At 48.0% G+C, this 24801-nt stretch carries 27 protein-coding genes; 1 reads left to right on the top strand and 26 read right to left on the bottom strand.

The genetic code is table 11. From position 1 onward, the window contains the following. Positions 1 to 56: 56 nt before the first annotated feature. The 6 genes from ADA01nite_RS17560 to ADA01nite_RS17535 all read right to left on the bottom strand — a co-directional run bounded on the left by ADA01nite_RS17560 (position 57) and on the right by ADA01nite_RS17535 (position 5866). Positions 57 to 830, bottom strand: a complete 774-nt coding sequence (locus ADA01nite_RS17560; RefSeq protein WP_146811667.1) for a Cof-type HAD-IIB family hydrolase — start codon at positions 828 to 830, stop codon at positions 57 to 59. A gap of 155 nt (positions 831 to 985) precedes the next feature. Beyond that, positions 986 to 1906 carry a nucleoside hydrolase gene (locus tag ADA01nite_RS17555; RefSeq protein WP_146811665.1) on the bottom strand — a complete coding sequence of 307 codons (921 nt, stop codon included), beginning with the start codon at positions 1904 to 1906 and terminating at the stop codon, positions 986 to 988. A 44-nt stretch (positions 1907 to 1950) separates the two neighbouring features. Further along, entirely contained in the window at positions 1951 to 2913 is a 963-nt protein-coding gene (locus tag ADA01nite_RS17550; RefSeq protein WP_146811663.1) for a ribose-phosphate diphosphokinase, read from the bottom strand. A 249-nt stretch (positions 2914 to 3162) separates the two neighbouring features. Then, positions 3163 to 3516, bottom strand: coding sequence for a phosphoribosyl-AMP cyclohydrolase (locus ADA01nite_RS17545; RefSeq protein WP_146811661.1), 354 nt, complete (start codon positions 3514 to 3516; stop codon positions 3163 to 3165). Between the two features lie 23 nt (positions 3517 to 3539). Then, complete coding sequence (locus ADA01nite_RS17540; RefSeq protein WP_146811659.1) at positions 3540 to 4262, bottom strand: orotidine 5'-phosphate decarboxylase / HUMPS family protein; 723 nt, start codon at positions 4260 to 4262, stop codon at positions 3540 to 3542. Positions 4263 to 4456: 194 nt separating this feature from the next. After that, entirely contained in the window at positions 4457 to 5866 is a 1410-nt protein-coding gene (locus ADA01nite_RS17535) for a nicotinamide phosphoribosyltransferase domain-containing protein (protein WP_146811657.1), read from the bottom strand. Between the two features lie 701 nt (positions 5867 to 6567). On the opposite strand from ADA01nite_RS17535, the gene ADA01nite_RS17530 reads away from it, so the two are divergent. Then, positions 6568 to 6981, top strand: coding sequence for a helix-turn-helix domain-containing protein (locus tag ADA01nite_RS17530; RefSeq protein ID WP_246147401.1), 414 nt, complete (start codon positions 6568 to 6570; stop codon positions 6979 to 6981). A 263-nt stretch (positions 6982 to 7244) separates the two neighbouring features. On the opposite strand, the gene hypF is transcribed toward ADA01nite_RS17530, so the two are convergent. The 20 genes from hypF to ADA01nite_RS17430 form a co-directional block, all read right to left on the bottom strand. Next, on the bottom strand, positions 7245 to 9518 hold the full coding sequence (hypF, locus tag ADA01nite_RS17525; RefSeq protein ID WP_146811653.1) for a carbamoyltransferase HypF: 2274 nt from the start codon (positions 9516 to 9518) through the stop codon (positions 7245 to 7247). Between the two features lie 18 nt (positions 9519 to 9536). Further along, positions 9537 to 9788: a glutaredoxin family protein gene (locus ADA01nite_RS17520; RefSeq protein WP_146811651.1), complete on the bottom strand. Its 252-nt coding sequence runs from the start codon at positions 9786 to 9788 to the stop codon at positions 9537 to 9539. Positions 9789 to 9875: 87 nt separating this feature from the next. After that, a complete protein-coding gene (hypE, locus tag ADA01nite_RS17515; protein ID WP_146811649.1) occupies positions 9876 to 10910 on the bottom strand; it encodes a hydrogenase expression/formation protein HypE in 1035 nt (344 codons plus the stop codon). Positions 10911 to 10929: 19 nt separating this feature from the next. Then, positions 10930 to 12048, bottom strand: coding sequence for a hydrogenase formation protein HypD (gene hypD, locus ADA01nite_RS17510; RefSeq protein WP_246147400.1), 1119 nt, complete (start codon positions 12046 to 12048; stop codon positions 10930 to 10932). 26 nt (positions 12049 to 12074) lie between these two features. Next, on the bottom strand, positions 12075 to 12359 hold the full coding sequence (locus ADA01nite_RS17505; protein ID WP_146811647.1) for a HypC/HybG/HupF family hydrogenase formation chaperone: 285 nt from the start codon (positions 12357 to 12359) through the stop codon (positions 12075 to 12077). A gap of 58 nt (positions 12360 to 12417) precedes the next feature. Continuing rightward, entirely contained in the window at positions 12418 to 13269 is an 852-nt protein-coding gene (locus tag ADA01nite_RS17500; RefSeq protein ID WP_246147399.1) for a NifU family protein, read from the bottom strand. After that, entirely contained in the window at positions 13269 to 13646 is a 378-nt protein-coding gene (locus tag ADA01nite_RS17495; protein ID WP_146811645.1) for a hypothetical protein, read from the bottom strand. Before ADA01nite_RS17495 ends, ADA01nite_RS17500 begins: the two co-directional genes overlap by 1 nt. 43 nt (positions 13647 to 13689) lie before the next feature. Next, a complete protein-coding gene (locus ADA01nite_RS17490; RefSeq protein WP_246147398.1) occupies positions 13690 to 14907 on the bottom strand; it encodes a tetratricopeptide repeat protein in 1218 nt (405 codons plus the stop codon). 43 nt (positions 14908 to 14950) lie between these two features. Continuing rightward, positions 14951 to 15253 (bottom strand): hydrogenase maturation protease, encoded by a 303-nt coding sequence (locus ADA01nite_RS17485; RefSeq protein WP_146811643.1) that lies wholly within the window; start codon positions 15251 to 15253, stop codon positions 14951 to 14953. After that, the gene (locus tag ADA01nite_RS17480; protein WP_146811641.1) at positions 15243 to 15710 is read right to left on the bottom strand and encodes a hydrogenase maturation protease; all 468 of its coding nucleotides are present in this window, start codon (positions 15708 to 15710) and stop codon (positions 15243 to 15245) included. The genes ADA01nite_RS17485 and ADA01nite_RS17480 overlap by 11 nt, the downstream gene beginning before the upstream one ends. A 27-nt stretch (positions 15711 to 15737) precedes the next feature. After that, positions 15738 to 17375 carry a nickel-dependent hydrogenase large subunit gene (locus ADA01nite_RS17475; protein WP_146811639.1) on the bottom strand — a complete coding sequence of 546 codons (1638 nt, stop codon included), beginning with the start codon at positions 17373 to 17375 and terminating at the stop codon, positions 15738 to 15740. 77 nt (positions 17376 to 17452) lie between these two features. Further along, the gene (locus ADA01nite_RS17470; RefSeq protein ID WP_146811637.1) at positions 17453 to 18424 is read right to left on the bottom strand and encodes an NADH-quinone oxidoreductase subunit B family protein; all 972 of its coding nucleotides are present in this window, start codon (positions 18422 to 18424) and stop codon (positions 17453 to 17455) included. 59 nt (positions 18425 to 18483) lie between these two features. After that, entirely contained in the window at positions 18484 to 19179 is a 696-nt protein-coding gene (hypB, locus tag ADA01nite_RS17465) for a hydrogenase nickel incorporation protein HypB (protein ID WP_246147397.1), read from the bottom strand. Beyond that, a complete protein-coding gene (gene hypA / locus ADA01nite_RS17460; RefSeq protein ID WP_146811635.1) occupies positions 19145 to 19528 on the bottom strand; it encodes a hydrogenase maturation nickel metallochaperone HypA in 384 nt (127 codons plus the stop codon). The genes hypB and hypA overlap by 35 nt, the downstream gene beginning before the upstream one ends. Further along, complete coding sequence (locus ADA01nite_RS17455) at positions 19521 to 20045, bottom strand: helical membrane plugin domain-containing protein (protein WP_246147396.1); 525 nt, start codon at positions 20043 to 20045, stop codon at positions 19521 to 19523. The genes hypA and ADA01nite_RS17455 overlap by 8 nt, the downstream gene beginning before the upstream one ends. Before the next feature lie 213 nt (positions 20046 to 20258). Next, complete coding sequence (locus ADA01nite_RS17450; RefSeq protein WP_146811633.1) at positions 20259 to 20618, bottom strand: iron-containing alcohol dehydrogenase; 360 nt, start codon at positions 20616 to 20618, stop codon at positions 20259 to 20261. Positions 20619 to 20871: 253 nt separating this feature from the next. Beyond that, positions 20872 to 21222, bottom strand: a complete 351-nt coding sequence (locus ADA01nite_RS17445) for an NIPSNAP family protein (RefSeq protein ID WP_146811631.1) — start codon at positions 21220 to 21222, stop codon at positions 20872 to 20874. A 1-nt stretch (position 21223) separates the two neighbouring features. Further along, the gene (locus ADA01nite_RS17440) at positions 21224 to 21637 is read right to left on the bottom strand and encodes a riboflavin kinase (protein ID WP_146811629.1); all 414 of its coding nucleotides are present in this window, start codon (positions 21635 to 21637) and stop codon (positions 21224 to 21226) included. Between the two features lie 129 nt (positions 21638 to 21766). Continuing rightward, complete coding sequence (locus tag ADA01nite_RS17435; RefSeq protein WP_146811627.1) at positions 21767 to 22555, bottom strand: N-acyl homoserine lactonase family protein; 789 nt, start codon at positions 22553 to 22555, stop codon at positions 21767 to 21769. 64 nt (positions 22556 to 22619) lie between these two features. Next, positions 22620 to 24602, bottom strand: coding sequence for a sigma-54-dependent Fis family transcriptional regulator (locus tag ADA01nite_RS17430; RefSeq protein WP_146811625.1), 1983 nt, complete (start codon positions 24600 to 24602; stop codon positions 22620 to 22622). Positions 24603 to 24801 lie beyond the last annotated feature (199 nt).

The following is a 24801-nucleotide window of genomic DNA, read 5'->3' as shown; positions in this document are numbered from 1 at the left end:
CATCACCCCTTTAACCTGATCCATATGATTCAAAATAAAAATATCATAAAGTAACGTTAAATTAGCTGCACCTGCTGTAGGCCATATCGAATGCCCCCATTGTTAACGTGCCTGGTGGTGAACTTAGCAAAAGATTTTACTTCTTCATGGGCATTCCCCATGGCAATTCCCATTCCGACAAAAGAGAGCATCTCTTTATCATTTAACCCGTCCCCAAATGCTACAGCATCGTCAGGGGATAGTTTAAGGTGCTGGAGCATGACCGCGATTCCTTTCGCCTTCGATCCACCTGAAGGAAGCACATCCATCGAGACCCGGTTCCAACGAATAAAAGAAAGGTCGGCAAATTTCCCCTGGTAATAAAGCTCTTCATGTTCCTGGCAATAGAGTAAAGCTTGATAGATCTTTGTATCCTTCCAATAATGCGGATGATAACGTGGCGGCTCTACCTTGACAGATTGAAAGGATTCAATGATATGGGGATGCTGGCTATCGTTCGTACAGCATTTTTCATGGCTTAAATAAACAATTGGGTGCTTAAATTGATGGGCATGTGTCTCCAATAATTCCAAATTGGCTTGATTAATCGGATGTTCATAGATGACTTGCCCTTTATGGACAACATAAGAACCGTTAAAGCTCACAAAGGAATCAATTCCTAATTCTTCAGTAATATCTTTAAGATGAAATGGTGCTCTCCCGGTTGCCAAGCAAACTTCGATGTTCTGTTCTTTCAGCTTTCGAATCGACTCTTTTGTGTCAAGAGGTATTTTTACTTCTTCGTTAACCAATGTGCCGTCAACATCGAAAAAGACAATTTTATAAGACATAGTTCTTCTCCCTGTATATTTTTATATTGAAAATGGCTATCCCACTTTTTTAACCCTTTCGATTGTATGATATTGTATCTGACTTTTTCACCTGCACCACACGATCCATCCGACGAATGCCATCTCTTTGCATCACTTAGCTATTTTGCAGAAAGTTATACGATTCGTTGCAAAAAATGGGACACAAAACGATCGCTGTCAACCTCAAGACAGACATGGATATTCGATGGCTGTTGGCTTTCGCAGCCTACTGTTTGTCCTCTTTTTTCTCCTGCTGTCACTACTTCCACGTGCATAGGAACCGCCTTCACAAATGACGGATCAATAACACTTCCAACTGCTAACGGGTCATGAAGCGAGCATCCTCCGAGCGTCGGATAATTTTTCTGATGGGCATCCATGTAAAAATCGCAGATATCAGCCAGGAAATGGGATACATGCGTATTTTTTTCCCGCCACTCATTCAAATGTTGTCTCCTGAGCAAAGTCTTCAGCGTGACATCTAAACCAACAAGCGTAATCGGAATGCCCGAACGAAATACAAAGTCGGCCGCTCCCGGATCGGTATATATGTTTGCCTCCGCATGCGGAGTAATGTTTCCCGCTACAGTAACTGCTCCACCCATGATCACGACTTGTCGCACAAGCCTGGCCACTTCCGGGTCGTGTTCAATTGCCAGGGCCAGATTCGTCTGACAACCCACTGTTATAACGGTGACCTGGTGCGGATACTCCCGGACTTTTGAAATGATAAAGTCGTGTGCCTTCATCTGTAATACCTCTCGCTTCGGCGCAGGAAGATGGGTATTGCCAAGTCCGTCTTCCCCATGAATCCATGTTGGCTTTTCATATGATTCTCGCCGCAAAAACGTTTGGGCGGCACCGGCAATGACAGGAATGTCATCAGTCCCCAGTATGTCCAACACTTGTAACGTGTTTCGCGTTGTTTCCTCTACGGTTGCATTTCCGAAACAAGTTGTAATTCCCAATATTTTTAATTCCGGAGAATGTACTGCATAGGAGATGGCGAGTGCATCATCAATTCCCGTGTCTACATCCAGAATTACATAGTTCATGATATGTCTCCTCCCCTTGTTTGTCATGCAACATCTTGATGTTACTAAAGACTTATATAGTCAAATAACTTACTTACAGATAACTCTTCGTGTACACGAATAATCGCTTCACCAATGATTGGTGCCACAGAGAGAACTTTAATTTTATCAATAAGCTTATCTTCTGGAATTGGAATGGTATTCGTAACAACAAATTCTTGGATCCTGGAGTTTGCAATACGCTCAAAAGCAGGTCCAGATAAAACCGGATGTGTGCAGCATGCAAATACTTCACGTGCACCAGCTTCGACCAATGCGTTAGCTGCCAGCGTGATTGTTCCAGCTGTATCAATCATATCATCAATGATAATAGCGGTTTTACCTTCAATATTTCCTACAATGTTCATCATCTCAACTACATTTGGTTCAGGACGTCTCTTATCAATAATCGCAATAGGAGCACCTAAACGCTCAGCAAGCTTACGAGCACGAGTTACGCCACCGTGGTCCGGGGAAACGACGCAGATATTAGAAAGACCTTTTTCAGAGAAATACTTACCTAAAATGGGTACGCCAAGCAGATGATCCACCGGGATATCAAAGAATCCTTGAATTTGTGTTGCATGTAAATCCATTGTGATGATACGGTGAGCACCTGCTGTTTCAATTAAATTGGCCACTAATTTCGCCGTGATTGGGTCACGCGCACGCGCTTTTCGGTCTTGACGTGCATACCCAAAGTACGGAATCACAACGTTAATACTTTTCGCCGATGCACGTTTTAATGCATCAACCATCACAAGAAGTTCCATTAAATGTTCATTTACAGGCGCGCTTGTAGGTTGAATTACGAATACGTCTGCACCACGGATACTCTCATTTAATTTAATTTGGCATTCGCCATCACTAAAACGAATGGCTTCAGCATTGCCTAAGGTTAATCCAATATGAACAGCAATCTCACGGGCGAGTTGTCGGTTCGCATTGCATGTAAATACTTTTAGCTTCGGGTCACGGTAGTTCGCCATTATCTTAAAAGACCTCCCGTTTATTCTTTTCTGCCTTGTTTACAAAATCGCAACTCTACTTTGGTTCCCGCTGGATTATACCTTCAAAACCTCCCGCTATTTGCGGGAGGTTGAAAATTATTATTGCTTCCCATTTTGAGATTACGTGCTCGAAAATCATAACGGCCGCATCTTGTCTCTTAATGGAGGCGGTCGGACTGAGGACTCCCGGTGCGTTCCCTCGTACAATACCTTTCCGATCAGCTTTCTTCATCGTTGTTTGAGTAAAATCTCTTTAATAAAGCAACTCTCGTACCCGTAGTGACATACAGGGGCTTCCGGCACCACCTCCAATAATACGGTGTCATCGTCACAATCCACCACAATGCGCTGGACGTACACAAACTTGCCGTCCTCTTCGCCCTTAACTTGTACTCGGCCAAGAGTACGCCGGAACAAGGTCACCAGTCCTGTCTGAAGGGTTTGCTCCCAGGCTTCCCCGTCCATAAAGCCAACCATCAGAACTTCTTTGGTTTCTGCATGCTGCAGCACGGCGGGCACAAGACCGTTAAGTTTAGAAAAATTGAGCTTTGTAGCACCTGCAATCGTATTATCCGTTGTCATGTTAGAGATCCTCCTTTATTCAGTTAGGCAAAGCATAACGCCTCAGAACCCAGAAGTTTAGCCGCCTCTTTCGGGCTGTCACTAGCATACACCGCCCGGCCTACAATAGCGTAGCACAAGCACCCTGGCGCGGCAGCAAACGCGTCGCCGATACGCCCTCCCATGGTACCGATCCCTGTCATAAATAGCGTAGGCTTATGGACCGAAGCAGAGAGAAACTCACTTACCCGTCGGACCCCGTTCAGATTTGTGCTGGGTACGATAAAATGCTGTACTCCCAGGCTTACTGCGTGCTCCAAAATTCGGGCTGGCCCATCATCGGCCACATATCCACCACCGCTCACTTTGTACTCAGCCATCGGAAAATCCCCCCCAACAATCGGACATAACGCCTGACGCTGGGTGTGCACAACGAACTCCTCAACCGCTGAGGGACCGGCCAGGGGAAACAACACCAGCGCGTCTACCCCGGCCTTCCGGCAGATGGCACAGAACTTTTTGGCCATATCAGGAATGTCCAGCCCCGCCTTCTGGTGGTCGTATAAAATGGGCAGATCGGTGATTTCCCGGATCGTCCGGACGGCATTGGCCAGTCCCAGGCGGAGGGCCCCGGCTATCCCAAGTTTATAGCCCACCACGCCCTCGACTTCGCACGTTTCCTCCACCACCCGACGAATTTCATCAACGGACTCCAAATCAAGCGCCGGAATAATTCCATAATGTGTACGAAAGTTTATATCAACCAACTGACATCCTCCTGTCTTCCTGAGTACCCCACGCCCAGCTCCACCCGGATCTGCCGTTGGTCACTCGGTTTTATCTGGCCAATATCCAGACGTCATTCCAATTGAAAAGCAAGGGCCGAGAAACCCAAGGATCACGGAAAAATGGGTCCCTCGAGCCCTGCTTTCCAAAATACTCTGAAAGCTCACAATCGACTTTAAGAAGTCTTTGCAAGGTACTGGTCCGCAAACTTGTCGATTTTGTGCTGAATTGCATCCGACAAGATGATTTGCTCTTGATTGGCTTCCTGCTCTTGTACCCGATCCCGGACTTGTTTCCAATGCTCCTCGTCTGCAATTTGGATCGTAGGAGTTCCAATGCCATTGTGATGATAGATGACCTCGTACAAGCCTTCTCGTCCACTTTCATTCACTGTTTCAACAACCAGTTCACCTGCAACATTTACCACTTTCACTTCGCCCGGAATGCTTCGTTTGAGTGGCACCATCCCGAATTTCATGCGGTCCTTACCGTTGCTGTAGGCGGTTTTCATCGCCCAGCCGAGAGTGTCCCGGTTCATGTGCTGGTAGAATCCGGAGCCAATCCCATAGGCAACGAAATTAAGAGGGATGCCGTGGGCCTCAAGAATTGCGTCATAACGCTTCATCACCTCAAAGCTCATTCCTTCCCCGATAAAGGCGCTGACCGTATCAAGAAGATCATTCGCCTTGGCTACCTCGTAGATGTTGATTGCCTGCTCAATGACATCTCCACTATCCGGCCGCATGGCAATCTTAACACCTCTGTCTTTGGCATAACGTCCTAAGGATGGAAGATACTCATGAATGACACGGTTTGCATCGTATGTGTCGATCAACAGTGCCACAACTTTCAAACCGTCTTCATAGGTGACATCGATAGCATGAATAAAACTGTCATACTCGTTATCGAACTGCTGGGTAACTTTGTGGGACTGCGCCGATACGCCTCCAATCACTGCATACGGTGTGTGCTGGCTCGTGTGGAAGTCATCGGTTTCGTGCAGCGAAAGGTTCCATGCCGTACCAGCCCAATACGCATCCTCCAGGCTTCGATGTGCCCGGAATCCATAGCTATGAACCCGCCAGAAAAATGAATCATCAAAACCATAGAGAACTTTTTTCTGCTCCAGGTATTTGCGTATGTGAAACGCTTCCGTTGCGCAGTTGCTTGGAAAGTATCCATGCAGGTAGTTGGCTTCCCACCACGTTACGAGTTCACCGAAACCCTCTATGGTGTTACGAATTTGAGCGAATGGCGTGCCAACCGGGCACCAGGTACCCTCCGGCAGTGTTTCAATAGAGATAGGCGCATATCCATTGCACTCTTCTACGACACGCATAAAGAGTGTGGTTGGGAAGACCATTCCCATCCTCTTGGCGTTCCGTTCCGCTTCTTCGACATGCTCCTCCGTAATTTGAATGGATAAAATCGAATTGACGATTTCCCGAAGCCCGTACAAGATCATACCGGATTTACGGTTGTACATATGGCTAATTTCCCAATCTCCATTTTTTTTGAGCCGGTGGTGGGACGGATTATAACTGTCCGTGAGCAATACTGGATTTTTGTAAATGTCTTTTAACATAACGTATTCCCCTTTCCTAATTGGTTCATTTTTCAGGCAGAAACTCTTTCGCAATCGTCGTGGTCACTATCGAACATTAAGATGGCTACCTTTCCTAACAGCTACAAGAATCGATGCAGGTTCTCACCCCCCTCAAAAGATAAAAGGCGCCTTGTGAGCAAACACAGGCACCTTTGGTCGTCCAATCGGCAGTACATTATTCTGATATAACCTTTCCTAACAGCTACAAAAATCGATGCAGGTTCTCACCTCCCTTAAAAGATAAAAGGCGCCTTGTGAGTAAACACAGGCACCTTTGGTCGTCCAATCGGCAGTACATTATTCTGATATATCACATTTAAATAATTGGTTTTAATTTCTCACACGAATATTATCAGAAAAATTAGTCTTCGTCAACAACTAAATGTAAGAAAGTTGTGCCAGAAACAAACAAAAAGAGAGGTTTACATGGTAACCGCATGCGGTGAATTCATCGTGCTACATCCCATCTCAACCTATTTTAAACCATGTTAGCACAGAATCCGCTCGGAGTCATGGGCTTTTTCCAGCATGAATTCAAATGTACCCGCGGCAAGGCGCATCCGGCTTTCGCCACGATCAAAATAAAAAGCACCGATTACCTCCATTTCGGTAACAAGTGCTTTTTATCATTTTGGTATCAACTGCAGTGGTGAGTGGATAATGATTCTTCTGCGCAAAAAATGAAGGTTCCCGAAATCTCAAGACTTTACCATATATCAAAAGAACATATCCGAAAAATCATTCGCCGGTTCAACGAGGAAGGAATGGCGTCCTTGAAGCCAAACTTTGGTGGCGGAAGACCTCGCACCTTTACGGAAGAACAGCGGGCAGATATCGTAGAACTGGCTCAGATTCCACCTAAGGTATTGGGCTTACCGTTTACCTCCTGGTCGCTTGCAAAAATCAAAGAAGTGGCGGAACAAAAGAAGCTGGTCAAATCCATTAGCGTCGAAACCATTCGTGTGATTTTAGAGGAAGCCAACATTACCTATCCGCACACAAAAACCTGGAAAGAATCGAACGACCCGGATTTTGCGGCTAAAAAAAACGAATCCAGCAACTCTATAACAAACCACCAAAAGAAGGGCGGGTGATCTGCATCGATGAGTTTGGGCCTCTTTCGATCCAGCCACATAAAGGGAAAGTATAAAGAGTTTATTTCAATAATATTGCTAAAATTCTCTTTCTTTCCAACTTCTCTATCCTCCTTCCACGAACGCATGTCGAAATATCAAGGATGATTTATATAATATAGAAGGCAGTCCTTGCTTGCTAAAGGACCGCCTGATGATTCAATATCTACGCAACAGAAACATAGAGGCAATAGGGGGCAACAATCGTCTATCAGACTCGAGTATCATGGACCGAATTGGTCCGCATAATACGTCGCCGCCACCAGCGCCGCCTGTCCGAGGCTGATGCCACCATCGTTCGGGGGGACCCTCTCACCTATCCATACATGCATGGCCCTTTCAGTGAACAACTCCTTCAGATCGGCTAGCAAAAGGGAATTTTGAAATACACCGCCGGACAATACAACCGTGTCGATCCCGTGGGCTTCTCCTAAAGCGAGGGTGCTTCGAAATACGCCTTCAGCGATGCTCCTGTGAAACGAACGGGCAATCACCGCCGCGTCCCGCCCATTCAAACGATCTTCCGCCAGCGCCTGTAAGAGGGGACGATAGTCAAGCTCCTTTTCATCCCACGGGAAAGGATACACCTTCTCCAAAGGAGCAGTCCGAGCCAGATGTTCGAGCCAGATGGCTGCCTGACCTTCAAACGAAATGGCCTCGGTGAAGCCCAAAAGAGCGGCCGCCGCATCGAACAGCCGGCCGACGGATGTTGTGGGGAAGGTGCGAATTTGTTTTTCCACCAGCTTTAACGCCGTGAAAAACCGTTCGGGAAACGCAAGCCGCCTGCCGACGTCCGCCGCCAATTCCGGCACGTCTACAAAGAAACCGGCCAGCGCCTGAAGCGGTATACGTGCCGCCGCATCACCGCCCGGAAGCACGGCATAACGAAGGTGCCCACGCCGTTCCAATCCTTCTGCGACGCTTCCGACAAACAGCTCGCCGCCCCAGATGGCCCCATCATCGCCAAAGCCCGTCCCATCAAATGCCACTCCGATCACCCGTTTGTCCAGAGCATTTCGTTCCGCCAGCACAGATGCCACATGGGCGCGGTGATGCTGAATGCCAACGCGCTCGCAGTTCTCCAGCCCGCGCGCAAACTGGGCGGAACGATGATCGGGATGGAGATCATGCGCCACGATCGTGTCTGCCAGCGGGACGTCATACATCGACAAAAGATCGTAGATGGTCTGCTCAAATGCCGTATACGCCTCGTACTGCGTCAAATCTCCCACATGCTGGCTCACGATCGCCTGACCCTTAACGACTAACGTGACGGTATTTTTCAGGTCAGATCCAACAGCGAGAATGGGCCGAGCGCCGGGCAATTGAGTGACAGGAAGCGGGGCGTACCCCCTCGCCCGGCGGAGTACAGTGGACCCAAATTCGCTCACGCGGACGACCGAATCGTCGACGCGGCGGGCGATGGGCCGCTCACCGATAAGCCAGGCGTCGACAAGTCCTTCAAGCCCTTCCACAGCGTCTTCATCTTTATAGATGATGGGTTCGCCCGAACGATTGGCGCTCGTCATTACAAGCACAGGCGGCGCGCCGAAATGAAACAGCAAATGATGGAGCGGCGTATACGGAAGCATCACGCCCAAATCGGTGTTATCAGGCGCCACGCCCGGAAGCGAGCGGTGTGAGCGGGCGAGCACAATAGGACGAGCCGCAGACGTAAGAAGCGCCTCTTCTTCCGGTGATAGCTTAATAAGCGTCCGCGCCGTCTCCACGTCTTTGACCATCAGGGCAAACGGTTTCGCCCTGCGACGCTTCCGATCTCTGAGTGTCCACACCGCCTGAGCGTTTTCCGCATCGCACGCCAGATGATATCCGCCAAGCCCTTTGATCGCCACGATCCGCCCTGCACGAAGAAGCCGGGCGGTCTTTTCGATGACTTTGCTATCTCCATTCATCTCTTCGCCTTGCCACCGCATGTGATAATAAGGCCCGCACTCCGGGCAGGCAGTCGGCTGCGCGTGGAACCTGCGATCGGTCGGCTCATAATACTCTGCAGAACAGGCCGGGCACATGGGCCATGCTTTCATCGTCGTATAGGGACGGTCATACGGCAGGCGTTGTATCACGGTATAGCGGGGGCCGCACTCCGTGCAATTGATGTAAGGGTACAGATAGCGGCGGTTTGCAGGATGAAACAGTTCGGTTAAACAAGCCGAACACACGGCCAGATCGGCAGGGATGTACACCGTCGGCCGATCGTTGCGCTTGCTTTCACGGATTCGAAAATCATGAAGCCCCTGCACGGCCGCATCTTCGATTTCCAGATCGGTCACCCGGGCCAGCGCAGGAGGATGTGTCGTGATTTCCTCGATAAACGCCTGAATGGCGTCGGCATCCCCTTCCACATGTATCTCCACGCCGCTTTCCCCGTTGCACACCCAGCCGCTCAGTTTCCATTGTTTAGCCACCCGAAAGATAAAGGGGCGAAAACCAATCCCCTGAACGACACCGTGAACGCGAATGAGCTGTGCGATATGCATGATGAACCACCTACCTTTTTACAAAGACGTATCTTCCATGGAAGAAGGCAGCGCGACAATGCATCCGCGGCCGCAAAACCCGATCTGAACGACGCGGTCGTCTTCAACCAGGACAGGGACAGTGCGCCCGCCCGTCAAAGCGATGAGCCGTTTTAACGCTTCTTCGTCTTCTTCCACATCATATTCGGTAAACTCTTCTCCATCCCATAATAAAGATTCCCGCATCTCCTTCGTGTAAGGGCATCCTTTCGTTCCATAAAGTGTACGCATGGTTCGTTTCAGCACCTCCCGTCTTTACGGATGATGGAACAGACGCCCGCGCTTCCCCGATGCGCGCAGGGCAGCCGGAGCGACCATTTAACAAATACGCGGCAGCGGATCGCCTACAAGCATATCAATGACCCGCGTACCTCCGTAGCGGGAACGCGCCAGGACGACTTTTTTCGGATCTTCTTGAATTTCGCCGATGCGCCGCGCATCCTCTCCGCCCGGTATGCCCCGGATCGCTTCTAACGCCATATCGGCGTATTTCGGGGAAACGATGGCGAGAAACTGCCCTTCGTTGGCAATGTGAAGAGGATCCAGGCCTAAAATTTCACAAGTCCCCCGCACCGCCGGACGTACCGGAATCGCCTCCTCGTCCAGCACTACGGCGACTTTGGCGTCTCTTGCCAATTCGTTTAACGCCGTAGCCACGCCGCCCCGCGTCGGGTCGCGTAACCAGCGCAGCCCTGGCGCCGCAGCGTCGATGATAGTAGCAACGAATGGCCATAGCGGGCGCGTATCTGAGGTGAGCTCGGCTTCCAAATCCAATTCCCCCCTGGCCAGGAGGACGGTAATCCCGTGATCTCCGATCGGACCGGAAAGAATTACCTGATCGCCGGGTCGAACGCGTTCGGCCGAAAGGAGCACGCGTGGATCAGTAAGACCAATACCTGCAGTGGTGATGAACAGCCCGTCTGCTTTACCGTGTTCCACCACCTTCGTATCGCCCCCCACCACGGACACCCCGGCACGCTGTGCCGCCTTGGCCATGGCCGCCACTTCCCGTTCCAGTTCAGATGTCGAAAGGCCCGCTTCTAATATGAACGTGGTCACCAGCGCCAATGGCTTTGCCCCGCCCATGGCCAAATCGTTAACCGTCCCGTTTATGGCAAGTTCGCCGATAGACCCGCCTGGAAAGACGAGCGGCTTGACAACATAGCTGTCTGCCGTAATGGCCAAACGACGTCCATCGGCATCGATGTATGCCGCATCGTTTAACTCCGGCAACGTGTCGTTCATCAAGTAAGGAACCAATAGCCCCTCGATGAGTCGTCGGCTGGCTTTCCCACCGGCTCCATGGGCCAGCTCAATATGGGCATCAGTAAAACGCATCTTGGTAGTCTTCATATATTTTTTCCTCCCGGATCTATTCGCCGATTGCCTGACGCAGGTGGACGTGATGGTAATATGCGGCGCACGCCCCTTCCGATGACACCATGAGGGCACCTATAGGATGTTCAGGTGTGCATTCTTTACCAAACCATTTGCATTGATGCGGTTTAAGCACCCCTTTTAATACTTCGCCACATTGAGCCGCTTTCGAATCGGTGACGCGAACACCTTTCACCTGAAAGCGGACTTCCGCATCCCACCGGGCGAATTCGGGCCGCAGTTTCAGCGCCGATTGGGAGATAACCCCAAGTCCCCTCCACTCGAAGAAAGGGCGGACTTCAAAAACTTCGTTCATCACTTCCAGCGCAGGAATGTTTCCTTCCCATGGAACTACGCGGCTGTACTGGTTTTCCACTTGCGCACGGCCTTCCTTCATTTGTTTGACCAGCATGAGGATCGATTGGAGTAAATCGAGCGGCTCAAAACCGGAGATCACCACAGGTTTTCCATAATGTTCCGTGACAAGTTCATAAGGATGGACGCCGATCACCGTCGAGACATGACCGGGCCCTATAAACCCGTCGATGCGCATATCCGGAGAATCCAGGATCGTGCGAATCGCCGGCAAAATCATGACATGATTGGAAAACACGTAAAAATTAGGCACGTTCAGCTCGCGGGCGCGCATGAGCGTCAGCGCCGTCGACGGGGCCGTCGTTTCAAAGCCGATGGCGAATAGCACCACTTGCCGTTCGGGATGATCCATAGCAATCTTCAAAGCGTCCAGGGGAGAGTAAATCATACGGATGTCGGTTCCTCTGGCCCGGAGTTCTAAGGGAGTTCCCTGCGAACCGGGAACCCGCATCACGTCACCGAAAGCGGTGAAAATCACATCCGGTTGCCGGGCAATGGATAAACCGTCGTCCATACACCCCATGGGAAGAACGCAAACCGGACATCCCGGTCCATGGACGAGTTCGATGTTTGCCGGCAGCAGGTTCTGCAATCCGAATCGGAAGATAGAAAACGTATGCCCGCCGCAAACTTCCATGAAGCGGTAATGGCAATCAGGATCGACGAGACGATAGATCTCTTCCGATGTCCTGCGGATTAATTCCGGATCTCGAAACTCGTCAACGTATTTCATCGCCATAATCACACCTCCAATGCTCATTTTCTTCACGTTTTTTTCTCTTCATCAAATTGATACCCCATTATTTCCTCTATGGCCTCGTCCGATTCACCTAACATGCTGAGCAATCTCAGTTGCTCAACCGCCTGTTCTTCGCTAATCTTGCTCATGGCAAATCCGACATGGAGGAGCACCCAATCGCCAAGCCGGGTTCCTTCATTTTTCAGCAGGCCAATGTTGATTTTCCGGCGCACGCCGGAAACGTCAACCATAGCGTAATGGTGATCACCGTCGAGAAGCTCCACAATTTGTCCTGGAATAGCCAAGCACATGGACGCGTTCCTCCTTATGTTGTGATTAAAAGTTTGTGTAAATCAAGAGGATAAGCGATCAGCTTAATCGTATCCATACCCGCTGGTCCTCTACGCGTACCGGAAACGGTTCGAGCTGCACGTGAGGCGCCGTGATGCACTCTCCGGTTGATAAGTCGAAACGGAAACCGTGCCACGGACAAGTAATAGCAGAACCGTCGACGAGTCCTCTGTCGAGAGGCATGCTCATATGGGGACACTGATTGCGAAAAGCCATCACTTTTCCCTCTATACGCACCAACAAAACATCCCCCTCCTCGTGGGCAAAGTGAACCGGTCGTCCTTCTTCGAGTTCCGAGATGGAAGGACCCTGCTGCCAGCCGCTTTGTTCGAGGCTTCCCGCATCGTCGATCGCATGAATGGGCAGGTAGCCGGAAGCAACTTCATCTCCCGCCATGATGACATATTCGATTTCCGGGACACGCGCTTTGATCGCTTCCTCAACCCCGTTTTTCAACGTCACAGCGGACATAGAACACCCGGAACAGGCACCCTGAAGGCGGACATACACAGTCTTTCCTTCGACTTTTACCAGTTCCACATCACCGCCGTGAGAGCGCATGTACGGGCGCACTTCTTCGAGTACCGCAGCCACACGGGTAAACAGATCCTGTTTAATGATCCCATGCATGAAGAGCATGGCGTAGACGGCAGGGTCTTCCACCGCCTTAAGCAACAATTCTTTCCCTGCGTCCGTTTCACGGAACGTACGGACGAGCTTTCTGAGACCGTGTTCATGAAACGCTTCGATGGCCTTTTTCAACTCCATTGCCTTCCTGCGTGCATCCTCCGGCAGCTCTTTAATCGAGGACAGCTCCCGATCTACGCGTTCCGCCAACGCATTGAAATCCTCCTGCATGACTTTCATCATCAATCACCTCCAAAAGCCAGGGTCTGCTCAAGCGCTTCTTCCGTTTTATTCTGTAACAAAGTGGCGAAGCTTTGCTTCGCCATCTCCTGCAGCACCTCCCCAACGGTAACGGGTTCAAAAATACGGAAAGAGTCGTTTATACGCTGATTAGCCAGAGCCTGTAGAATAAAGCACGAACCGGCAGCGTTATCAAGGAGAGCATCCCGAAAAAATGCATCCACAAATTCATTCAACCACACACCTTCTCCCCGGGGATTCGTGCGAAGCTGATGCAACGCGTTTTGTGTCCCTTGGTTGCGTTGGATGATGCGCTCACTAAAGCGCTCAACGGCCATCATTAACAAAAGATTAAAATACTGCTGTTCATGGGGATCCATGATATCCTCCCCTCCATCGGTTGCACCTTCTGTGCTTTCCGTCTCAAATATTCTTATTTGATGCCGCTTCCTTCTGTTTTATCGAAATTTCAGCCAATATGTCCTCGACAGAATCGGCCGCATCATGTTCCCCGTATGTACGAAACAATCGGCTCGCCTCTTCTAACCGAGGTACCGCCCGGGAAAATGCACCGAGATGGGCGAGAGCATTTCCCTGATTCGCGAGGACGCGGGCATAACCCATCGGATCATCCTCAGGGCGTCGTACACTCAGCGCGTCTTCATAAAGTGCTACAGCCTCCCAGAGGTTTTCTTCCGGATGGGACGTTTTCACATGCTGTAAGGCATTGGCAAGATTAATTGTAGCACTCGTCCAATACTCGACATGCGTGTCTTTTTTAAAAATATGCAGAGCCTCCCGCAGTGATTGAATGGCCGTCGCAGCGCGCAAATGGGCGCCGCGATCCAAAGACGGCATGGCAATATACGCCAGTGCTAAATTCATATGAACCATCGCATAACCATCGGGATGAGTGTCTTTACGATACACTTTCAACACTTCATGATAGCACCTGACCGCTTCCAAAAGGGAATCCTTCCGTCCCTCTGAACCGGTTTGATATGCTGTGCCCAATTGAAACCACAGCTCTGCCCGGGCTTCCTGAAAGGAAGACCTCTCCAGAAGCGCCAGGGCACAGCGGTATCCTTCTACTGTTTCCTGCCCGTGCTCGCCAAGCATCTGTTTTGTCGCCGCCCATTCGGCGTAGAGTCGGGCAGAAAAAACAGGGGAAATCTCCCGGACCGTTTTCGCTGCCTCCAAAAGAATCGCAAGCCCGGTCGGCCAATCGTTCCGGTGAAGCGCCTCGTACGCCTGGGTGGCCAACAGAAACGCCCGTACTTCTCCGGCGGTATCAGCATACGGCGGGGGTGTTTCGCGCAAACCAAGACGCCATGCCACCGCATCTAAGAGCAGGGCCATATCCCCTTCAAGCAATTCTCTGGCCCGGGCATATGTGTGTTCTTCCGGCTCAAGAATAAATCGGTTGTAAATCCCTTCCGGCCCTTGCGGCAATAAGTCTAAAACCACATCTTCGCTTTCCCCTTGAATTGCCGCAACAAAAAAACACCAGCTCTCCGGCCATATGTCGGGAAGATAGCCGCGGAGAAGAAGCGGCAATAAATTATTTCCTTCTGGAGCAGACGGCAAAAGAAAAAAACTTGCAGCTCCAGGAAAAACACCGAGCGGTTGCGTCTGCAGCACAATTCTCCCCCCTTTTTCTCATCGAGAAGACAAAAAATTATGATTACAGCTGCGCCGAAGTACTTGAACAGAAAAGGGGAATGCGAAGTGCTCCGAGCTGATCATCCCATACAGCACTGCGCTCCCCTGGTGGCACACCTTCAGGCAGAAACTCTTCGACAAACATGCTTCGATCCCCGCGGGAATTGCGTAATTTTAACAATAACCCTCCTGCCCCTGGATGGCTCACCGGCATAATCCACAGTTCTTCACCACGTATTAAAGCGATGGCGGTTCCCGTACGGAACCTCATCGCTTCTTCGGCGGGGATATGAAGATAACCCGTTGAAGTAATCTCAAACTTCACTTACTTTCCCTCCCACGCGTTGAAGCAACTCATTCGCCAAACGATCCAAAGCTTCTTCCACCGTAGAAGACAAGCCAAACCCGTACGACAAGTTTTCAGCTTCGATAAGGAAGACCGTCACTTTTTTTGGAAAGCGGCTTTTGAGCAGCCAACGGCCCAGGGCAATGGCGTTTTCCCACCGAAAATCGTGGAGGTTGACATCTTTTAGAGGAGGCGTTTCCACCTCTTCTCCAGGAAGTTCAAAAATCGTGCCTGGCTCTGCCCCTGATTGACAGGCGTCCACGAGAATCAGTTCCTCAGCATCCCCGATTTGAAAAGTCACATCCATTCCAGCGGTTCCACCATCAGCCAGGCGGACTCCAGACGGAACCCCCAGCTCCCACAATTTACGGATAAGCATCGGACCCACCCCGTCGTCACTGCGGAGCAAATTGCCGCATCCAATAATGACGGTCATACAAATTCCTCCTTCTACCAGCGTAAATTACATCTTCATAACCTCATACTTGGCTAACTCTTTGTTCGTCTTGGCATCGTAAGCATGAACAGTACAGACGAGACAAGAATCGTAACTTTGTGCGATATGGGCCAGTTCGACCGGATCCTGCGGATTTTTGACGGGCAGGCCAATCATCGCCGTCTCAATCGGCCCCCGCTGTCCATGACGATCCCGCGGACCAATGTTCCAGGCCGTCGGCGTTACGACTTGATAGTTTTCAATCTTTCCGTCTTTAATTTCAATCCAGTCGGCCAAAGCGCCGCGAGCTGCTTCCGTAGCCCCGAAACCGCGCCCCTCAGGCAATTCGTTCGGCTTGATATAAAATTTCTCATTCAAATCAATCTGCTGTAGCCATTTCCGCATGCGCAAATAGTACTTCGCCGCTTCGTGCAAACGTGCCAGCACCCGTACCATTGAACTCGGACCGATTTCATTAATAATATTTAAGAAGAGAGGATCATAATCCTGCCACTCTTCCGCATTCGGACGACCGGCCATCACCTGGCGAGCCAGCGGTCCTACCTCTAACGGAGTCTCCCCCATCCCCGGAATGTCATATCGGGGTGCCTTGGCAAACGTATATTTTCCTTCCTTTTGGCCTTCTATTGGATCAATAGGCTCGGTTATTCCCTCAAACGGATGGTAAGAACCGCTGCCGCGATAGAAGGAATACGTGTGATCTTCGCGTATGCGGGCTTGATCAAAATCGTGATATTCCTTCCCGTCGAATATGCCGGAGCGGGCAATCAACGCAGCATTGCGCCCTTCAATGGTAGGATAGCGATATTTCTCTTCATGGAAGAAGTTTCCTGTCGCAAGATAACTTCCCGGACCCGCACCGTACTTGTCCATGCCAATCTCCATACTGTAGCGGATGAAGAGTCCGAGATCGGAATCACGGTGTTCCGGTTTTTCATCAAGCCATGCAAGGACGTCCGACCATGTTTTGTTTTCGAGCCACCGTTCAACGGACGAACCGAGGAGGATTTTCTCCAACCAGCTATCGCGATAATATTCCAGAATCGAGATAGAGCGGGTAATATCGGACAGCGTCGGTGCACTCATTACGCCCCCGGGAATCATGAAACTCGAATGAGGCCACTGACCACCGAAAATCGCATAAATTTCCACCGGTTTGGCCGAAACGGTAACGCCAATCTCATAATGTTCGCCTTCAAATGGCGCCCACCGACGAACTACTTCCTCATACAATTTGGAGGAAGCATAGTTCTTATGAGTAAGCCCGATAGCGAACAGGGCATAAAACCAGCGAGGAATGCTCTGGATCGTCTCAGCTGCCTGGGCAATGTTACGAATAAGCGTAGCGTTAGGCGGTACCTGGGTGTTCCAGGCCGTATCCAATGCATAGACCGCCTTGGTTAAATGGCTGCCGCCGCAAATGCCGCAAATCCGGGGGGTAACAATCAGACCGGCCTGCGGATCTTTTCCCTTTAAAATCATCTCGAAGCCGCGGAACATCGTGGCTTCCGTCCAGGCATCAACAACAACCCCATTTTCAATCGTCACTTTAACATCCAAATCGCCTTCTACACGCCCTAGCGAGTGGACTTTGATTTCCGTTTTATTGCTTTTTATTATTGTTTTTGTTCCTTGCTTACTCATACTGTTGCACCCCACCTTTAAAAATGGTTTTCCCTAAAAAGAGACATGTAGGGCAGAGCATTTTTAATCATTTATGCTTATGGCACAAACATATCTTCTTTCGCCCACTTTGGTGCCACCGCCCGGGCCATTGCCGCATTAACGGAATAGCTTAACGGATCGCTGCCTTGTGGCACTTCCCTCGGAATCGAGCCGAGAATTTTTTGTGTCTTGAACACCGTACCGGGTGCCAGGTCGAAGAACGGGAACTGAGGCTCCGTACAACCGATACAGGGCATCCCTGCCCGGGTTTTTGAAGATTGACGGTTCCAGAGAATACGGTTGCATGGTGAATGGGTCATCGGGCCGCGGCAACCTTGTTCATAGAACAAACAGCCTTTCCGGGTGCCCTGTCCGAACTCTTCCACAGATTCTTTCCACTCAAAATATTGCACACGTGTACAGCCGGTTTGAGTGAACGTCTTAAAGAATGTTTGCGGCCGCTGTAAATCATCTAAAAGGACATCTTCCGCGCGACCGGTAGCGATAGCAACGAGAATTTGTGTCACCCAGTCAGGATGAGCCGGGCAACCGGGAATATTAATAACAGGCAGTCCTGCTTTCGAACGGAACTCGGCTCCGAGAAATCCGCCCCGTTCCCCTTTCAAGTATTGAAGACCAATCGATTCAGACGGATTCGGCTTCGTCGCCGGAATCCCTCCCCAGCATGCACAGTCGCCGATAGCGACAACGTACTGGGCTTTATGGGAGAATTCCAAAATCCAATCTTTTTTCGGACGATCCATGAGCATGTCGTAGTGTCCGGTTCCATTCGGCCCCTGAATAACCGTCCCTTCCACGACAAGGATGTCCAGAGGGATTTCGTCACTCAGGATTTGATCGTACAAACGGCGCACTTGATCGCCGAATTCCATGGACAAAGAATGATGATACAGAATGTTAATGCCGAAATCAGTGACCAAATCAATCACTGTCGGCTCTTCAGCATTTAAAAACGATTGGGTGTTTCCATTGCACGCACCGCCGTGCACCCAAAGAAGATTCGCCACTTCTCCCACCTCCAAAGAGCGAGTTTTTTAGCAAATCGTCGTAGCGATTTGACGCTCGATTACAGGGAATCGACCGATTTTTTAAACGCTGCTTTGTCAGCCTCCAAACGGGTTATCCACTCGTCGATCCCTTCTTCTGTTCGCACAGAAACTTCATAAATAGGAATACCTGGTCTTACCTCGTTCAGCGCTTCATAGAAGCGTTCCCGTTGAAATCCCACCGCTTCAGCCAGGTCGATTTTCGTAATAACTGCCACATCGGCGCTGTTAACAATGGTCGGATACTTCACTGGCTTGTCTTCGCCTTCTGTCACAGAAAAGAGAACAACACGCTGGTTTTCTCCCAGGTCGTAACTCGAAGGGCATACGAGATTGCCAACATTTTCGATAAAGAGAAAATCGATACTTGCCAGATCCCATTCTGCCAGAGTTTTTTCAATCATGTTTGCCTCAAGATGACAAACTGTACCCGTAGTAATTTGACGCACTTTCGCTCCACTTTCACGCAGGCGTTCCGCGTCGTTTTCTGTGGCTAAATCACCGACCAGCGCTGCCACACTATGCCGTTCCCCAAGTCTGGTTAACATTTCCGTAAGCAGCGTCGTTTTTCCTGCTCCTGGACTCGAGACCAGGTTGACAACGTAGACACCGGCTTCTTGAAAACGCTTTCGTAATTCTCTAGCGAGAAGATCATTTTTCTTAAGAATGTTCTGACGGATTTCAACGATCCGGGGATTTAATGTCATCTCCTGCATTTTCCTCACCTCCTTCCAGGGCATACAATTCCAACTCGCGTCCCTCCAACACCTGGCCTGTTCTCGTCCCGCACACAGGACACCGCATAGGAAACGGTTCAGGCAAAATATGCGCTTCCTGGCAATCAGAACAGAATACTTGTACAGGAACGTCCTCAATCACGAGCCTCGCCCCTTCAAGAGGTGTCCCTTCGATGACCACATCGAAGGAAAATTCCAAAGATTCTTTTACCACACCCGACAAGACACCGAGTTTTAAATAAAGGGCCTGCACCCGTTTCATCCCCGTATTTTCCGCTGCTTCGACGGCTAATTCAACCAAGCTGTGGGCAATGGACAATTCATGCATCGCCGAGTTCCTTCGATAAATGTCGCGCGAAATTAAGAACAAAATTGAGCGCCGGCTGCACCTCTGGATCGCTCAGTGCCCGCATAAGCCCAAGAAGCCCGATGCGTTTCGTCCCCGTCTGGGCCGTTTCTGTAGTAGCCTGGAGCATCGAACGCGACACTTTTCCAACCATTTGCACCGAGCGCACGTCGAGAACATCGGATTTGAACAGTTCCTGGACTTGAGGGGAATCGAGAAATTCCTGCATTTGTTGGACAGCGGTAAGGGCACGCTCAAAGCGCATTGCGTATTCGGGCTTGGACAAACTTTGTCGTAAAATAACGATGAGCTCGTTGATCGAATCAGCTATTTCAGGCCCGCGACGCATAAAATGTTCTACCATGTCCAACAGAAACGTTACATGCTCCAATTTATCGAGCAGGCGAACCAGTTGCTCGATCGTTTGCGGATCGGAAATTTTCTCTATCAGCAACTGATCGATAGATGCCTCCACGACCGCCCCTTCCCCAATTTTCACAGTGATAATTCCCTCCTTTTTTGATAACCGAAGAGATAAAAAAGCACGTCTTTTTAGTACGTTACCGTTTTTCCTCTCTTACGATTCATATTCTCTAGCTTAATAATTTAATAATAAAAAGATTTTTAATTATATGAATAATTTTACCATGCCAACTTTCCATCCGTCAAAGTTAACTTTGCTTTTTTCGATGGTGTGCTCGAACTCGACCATTCAAAGCTTCCACGGGTTGTGGTACTTGGCACTCAGCAGGAGTAAAAACCGACGCCATGCATAGCGAGGGTTGTTCAAAAAACAATAGACGGCATCTTTATCAGAAAGGTCGTCTCCCTTTTCGGAGGCAAGGAAACGAAACCAGTTTTTGTGCTGAAAAGCCAGGGGCAAAGAGCAATTGAAATAGAAAGGAACAGAAATAGCCGAGGTCTTTACAAGCCCCTGATCTGTCGCGATAAATACTTTTTTCTTGTTTGCTAGCTTTATTATTTCCGAAGCCAGCTCATTTTTAACAATGTCAAGACCAAATCTTATATTAGTAGGAAGACAAGAATTAAATGTTTGAGTTTGTAATACCATATTTCCTAACCCCTTTAACAAAATTAGTTATCTATATCAGGGTAGTAAATTAGTTCTGTAAATGTATTTTCACAGATTGAGATCTACAGCATTCTTAGAAAACGACCATAGCGTTTCTGCCGCAACCCCGACATCAAAATGCGGAGAAGGGCGGCTGACTTTTGAAGTATGAAGGAAAAGAGAGGAAAGAATGAGGAGAGGAGTTCAATGTGGAAAGAGGCGTTCGCCTTTTTCTTTCCTGAATTTTTTTCCTCTACTCTCTCCTTCTTTCCTCATGACCTTCACGGAAAAATGCAGGCGTTCTTAGAATCGTACTTTTAACGCCAGCTACCAATGGTCCGTTTTTTTCGCTTTCTTTTTTAACCTTTATCCATTCTTCGTCAGTAAAAAACTGGTTCCAACTTGTTTCTAAATGGTTTCTATCTTTAAACGTTAATAGATAAAATATTTCATCGGCACTGTTATCATCGATTTCCGCACACCAGAAACCTACAATGCTCATGTCATGTTTTTTAAATAACCTTAAAGTGTGATTTTCAAATCTCTTTAATAAATCGGGCATTTTACCGGGCATAGCGGTATATTTGCGTAATTCAAAGATCATTTTAAGATAGCTCCTTTCTATTCATCCCCATTTGGTGAAATTTATGCTTGGTAAAAGCTATATCTTTTTTTATTTGACGTATAAGTTCATGCACAGAATTGAATTTTTGTTCATCTCTTACTTTAAAAATAACTTCTACTTCTATTTGTTTTCCATAAATATTTTCGTTAAATTTAATAATATGAATTTCAACATTTTTTGAAGCATTTTTATGAAACGTTGGTTTTACTCCAATATTCATAACCCCATAATGGCAGGCATCATTTACATACACTCGCACACCGTATACTCCTGTCTGGTAGTGCCAGTCAGTAAAATCAATATTCGCTGTTGGAAAGCCGATTTTTTTGCCTCGCCCTTCACCATGTATTACTTTTCCTGCAATATATCTATTTTTTTCTGCATTAGATTCCATCCTCTATTCCCCCCTTTCGGTAACGGGCCTGCTTTGCGCCTGCAATCCAGCAATTTCACAATGCCGTACTGTCGATAATGACAAGTGTAAGGAGGAAGAAGAGAGAATGCTCTTCTTCCTCCTGTTTATTTAATCAGCCCATTCACCGTTACTTGGGAATTCTGCAAAATCTTTAGGGTCATGTGAGAAATAAATGGGTATACCTGAATTTTCAAGGACACGAAGTTTCGTATAAGAATCAGATAGAACTTCCGTGTTCCAATCATACGGCATAGGGGCCATATTCTGATACGCTTCTTTAAGATGAGACGTATCCGCACCCAAACATATAGGACCCCGGTTCTCCAATCTAACGATCATGGCTTGGTGCCCGGGCGTATGTCCCGGAGTCGTGATGAGTTGAATGGATCCGTCTTGAAATAAATCCACATCGCCATTAAGTTGTAAAAAGTTATATCCTCTCGTATCCTTATAATCATTCAAACAATAAACTAGACCTGGCCATGCATCGGGCCACCATGCATAACGAAGTTCGTTCTTTTGCACGACAAAGGTGGCATTAGGGAAATGGCACATTCCACCCGCATGATCTAAGTGCAAATGCGATAAGACGACATATTTTACATCATCCAACTTATACCCCAGTTTAACTAACTGACGGTCAATTGCTTGATCGCGTGTCAGGTTACATCCAAACGCATCACGCATTCCCGGGCCCCAATATTTTTCCGCCGCCTCAGGATCCGCAACATTATAGTTAACCCCTGTATCAAACAGGATGACTCCTTTTTTTGGATGTTCTATAATCCAAACACTTGATGGTACCTCTACTTTTCCGCTTGCCCCTGTCATTAGTATTCCTTTGTCAAGATTCAAAGGTCCGCAATCCACCACTGTCACTCGTAATCCTGTAGCCATAGTATATATACCTCCTGCTTTACATAATTTTAATTTTTTAATAATACGGTGAATTAAGTGCCGGTTATTTTAAGTTTTTTATATCATACCCATGATTTTTTAATTTTCTGTAAATCGTACTGCGGCTCATGTTTAATTCCTCAGCTGCCCTTGAGACATTCATCTGTGAACGTTTCAACGCGGATAAAATCCATTCTAACTCTGCCTGCTCTACTGGATTAATTTTCTTTGAAAAATTGGTTAGAGTCTGCTGTTGATGAATTTCCTTCGGAAGATTTTCAGGTGTGATTGTACCGTTGGCAGAAAAATTAATTGCATATTCTATTACGTTCTCCAACTCACGAATATTCCCGGGCCAAGTATAATTTTTTAAAATTTTCATGGCTTCGGCTGTTATATGATACGGACCGTGGTGTTTCTTAACCGTTCGCTTTTGAACAAAATGCTCGGCCAGTAAAGGGATATCTTCTGAACGATCGCGTAAAGAAGGTAACTCAATCTGAATTACATTGAGCCGGTAATATAGATCTTTACGAAATTTTCCATTTTGAATTTCTTCCGCAAAATTTTTATTCGTTGCCGCAATGACTCTAACATCTAAAGGAATACGTGTTTTATCACCGATACGTATGACTTCTTGTTCCTGAATCACCCGAAGCAGTTGAACCTGTAACTCCAGCGGCATATCCCCTATTTCATCCAGGAAAAGGGTTCCCCTGTTGGCTAATTCAAACTTTCCTATGCTTCCTTTCGGATTGGCGCCCGTAAAGGCGCCAGCGACATAACCAAACAGCTCACTAGGCAGCAAGTCTTTTGGAATCGCAGCACAATTCAGAGCTACAAACGGATAATCGGATCTGTCGCTAGCCTGATGAATCGCGTTGGCAACTAACTCTTTCCCTGTCCCACTATCCCCCGTAATCAAAACGTTGGAATCACATGAGGCAGCAACTCGAGCTAAATGAAGAACTTTCTTAAATGCTTCCGATTTACCAACTAAGCTTTGAAAAGAGTATTTTGCATAGTGACTGTGACTAGTACTAGAATGACTTATTCTATTTTTTTTCTCCAGGATAGCAATGAGACCGATCAATCTATCGTACCAAAAGATTTTCCTGTATCTTGCCTGATATCGATTGCCATAAAGCGTTACTTCGTCTTCCCATTCCTTTTTCGTCGATTGTTGATTGGTTTCCACTGTAAGTGACATTAACGATGTAATCTCATCGACCGGAGAATCACTGTTGAACCATAAAATTTTCCCCTTCGCGTCACATAGGATAATAAGATGATCCTTCCATTTACTAATCGCTTCAGTATAGATGTTTTGCATCATTTCGCGCGCTTTGTAATAATTATGAAAGATCATCCTTTCTATCTGATTCGCGAAACTGATAGATTTCATCATACTGAGGGGATTAAACCTATCGGCTCTTGTAGAAAGGTTTATCACTCCCAAAAGCTCGTTTGTAAACGGTTCCAAAATAGGAGCAGATGCACACACCCATTCATGGCAACCATGAGCAAAATGTTCGGAAGAAAAAATTTGAACGGGTTGTTTTAAAAGGATAGAAGTACCAATCGCATTGGTTCCGGCCCAACGCTCTGACCAATGGGCTCCTGTACTTGCATTCACTGAGTTTCCAATTTGACGAATGATAGGCGGGTCCCCATAGCAATCTAAAATAACACCATCACTGTCACAAAACATGATTGCATGGTTAGTACAAAAAAGCTCTTGCTCCGCCTGCTTAAGTACTGGTTGGGCTAAATGAAAAACTTCGTTTTTTTCCCTTGCTTCTTTCAGTGTTGCATCCGGGATATTTTTAACCGAGCCCTGAATCATTGGATTTAAATCTTCGTATTCCTTACACCGGTTCCAGGATTGTAAAATTACATCATGCACTTCAGGTAATTCTACAGGTTGTTGCTCAACTTGAAATGGGTTGAAAAAGAATTGTTCCCACTTTTCAAATTGCTTTTTCCTTAGAAGAGGAATATCATTTTTCCCTAATTGTTGGTAGACTGACACAGGAACAATTGACATTTATGTAATCCCCCCTCATAAAATTCACACTATTTCGACTATGCTTACATTACATATTAACACGAGGAGAAGTCAACTACCACAGTCACCGTTAAATTAGAGAAAACAATATAATTATGTCTTCGTGTAGGATGATTAAGGTGCCAATGGCGTTGATTTCGCCTCAACGCTGGACTCCCGCTCTGTCCAATTCGGCATG

The organism is Aneurinibacillus danicus (genome assembly GCF_007991215.1).
Classification (GTDB): domain Bacteria; phylum Bacillota; class Bacilli; order Aneurinibacillales; family Aneurinibacillaceae; genus Aneurinibacillus; species Aneurinibacillus danicus.
This window is presented reverse-complemented; position numbering and strand designations above follow the sequence as displayed.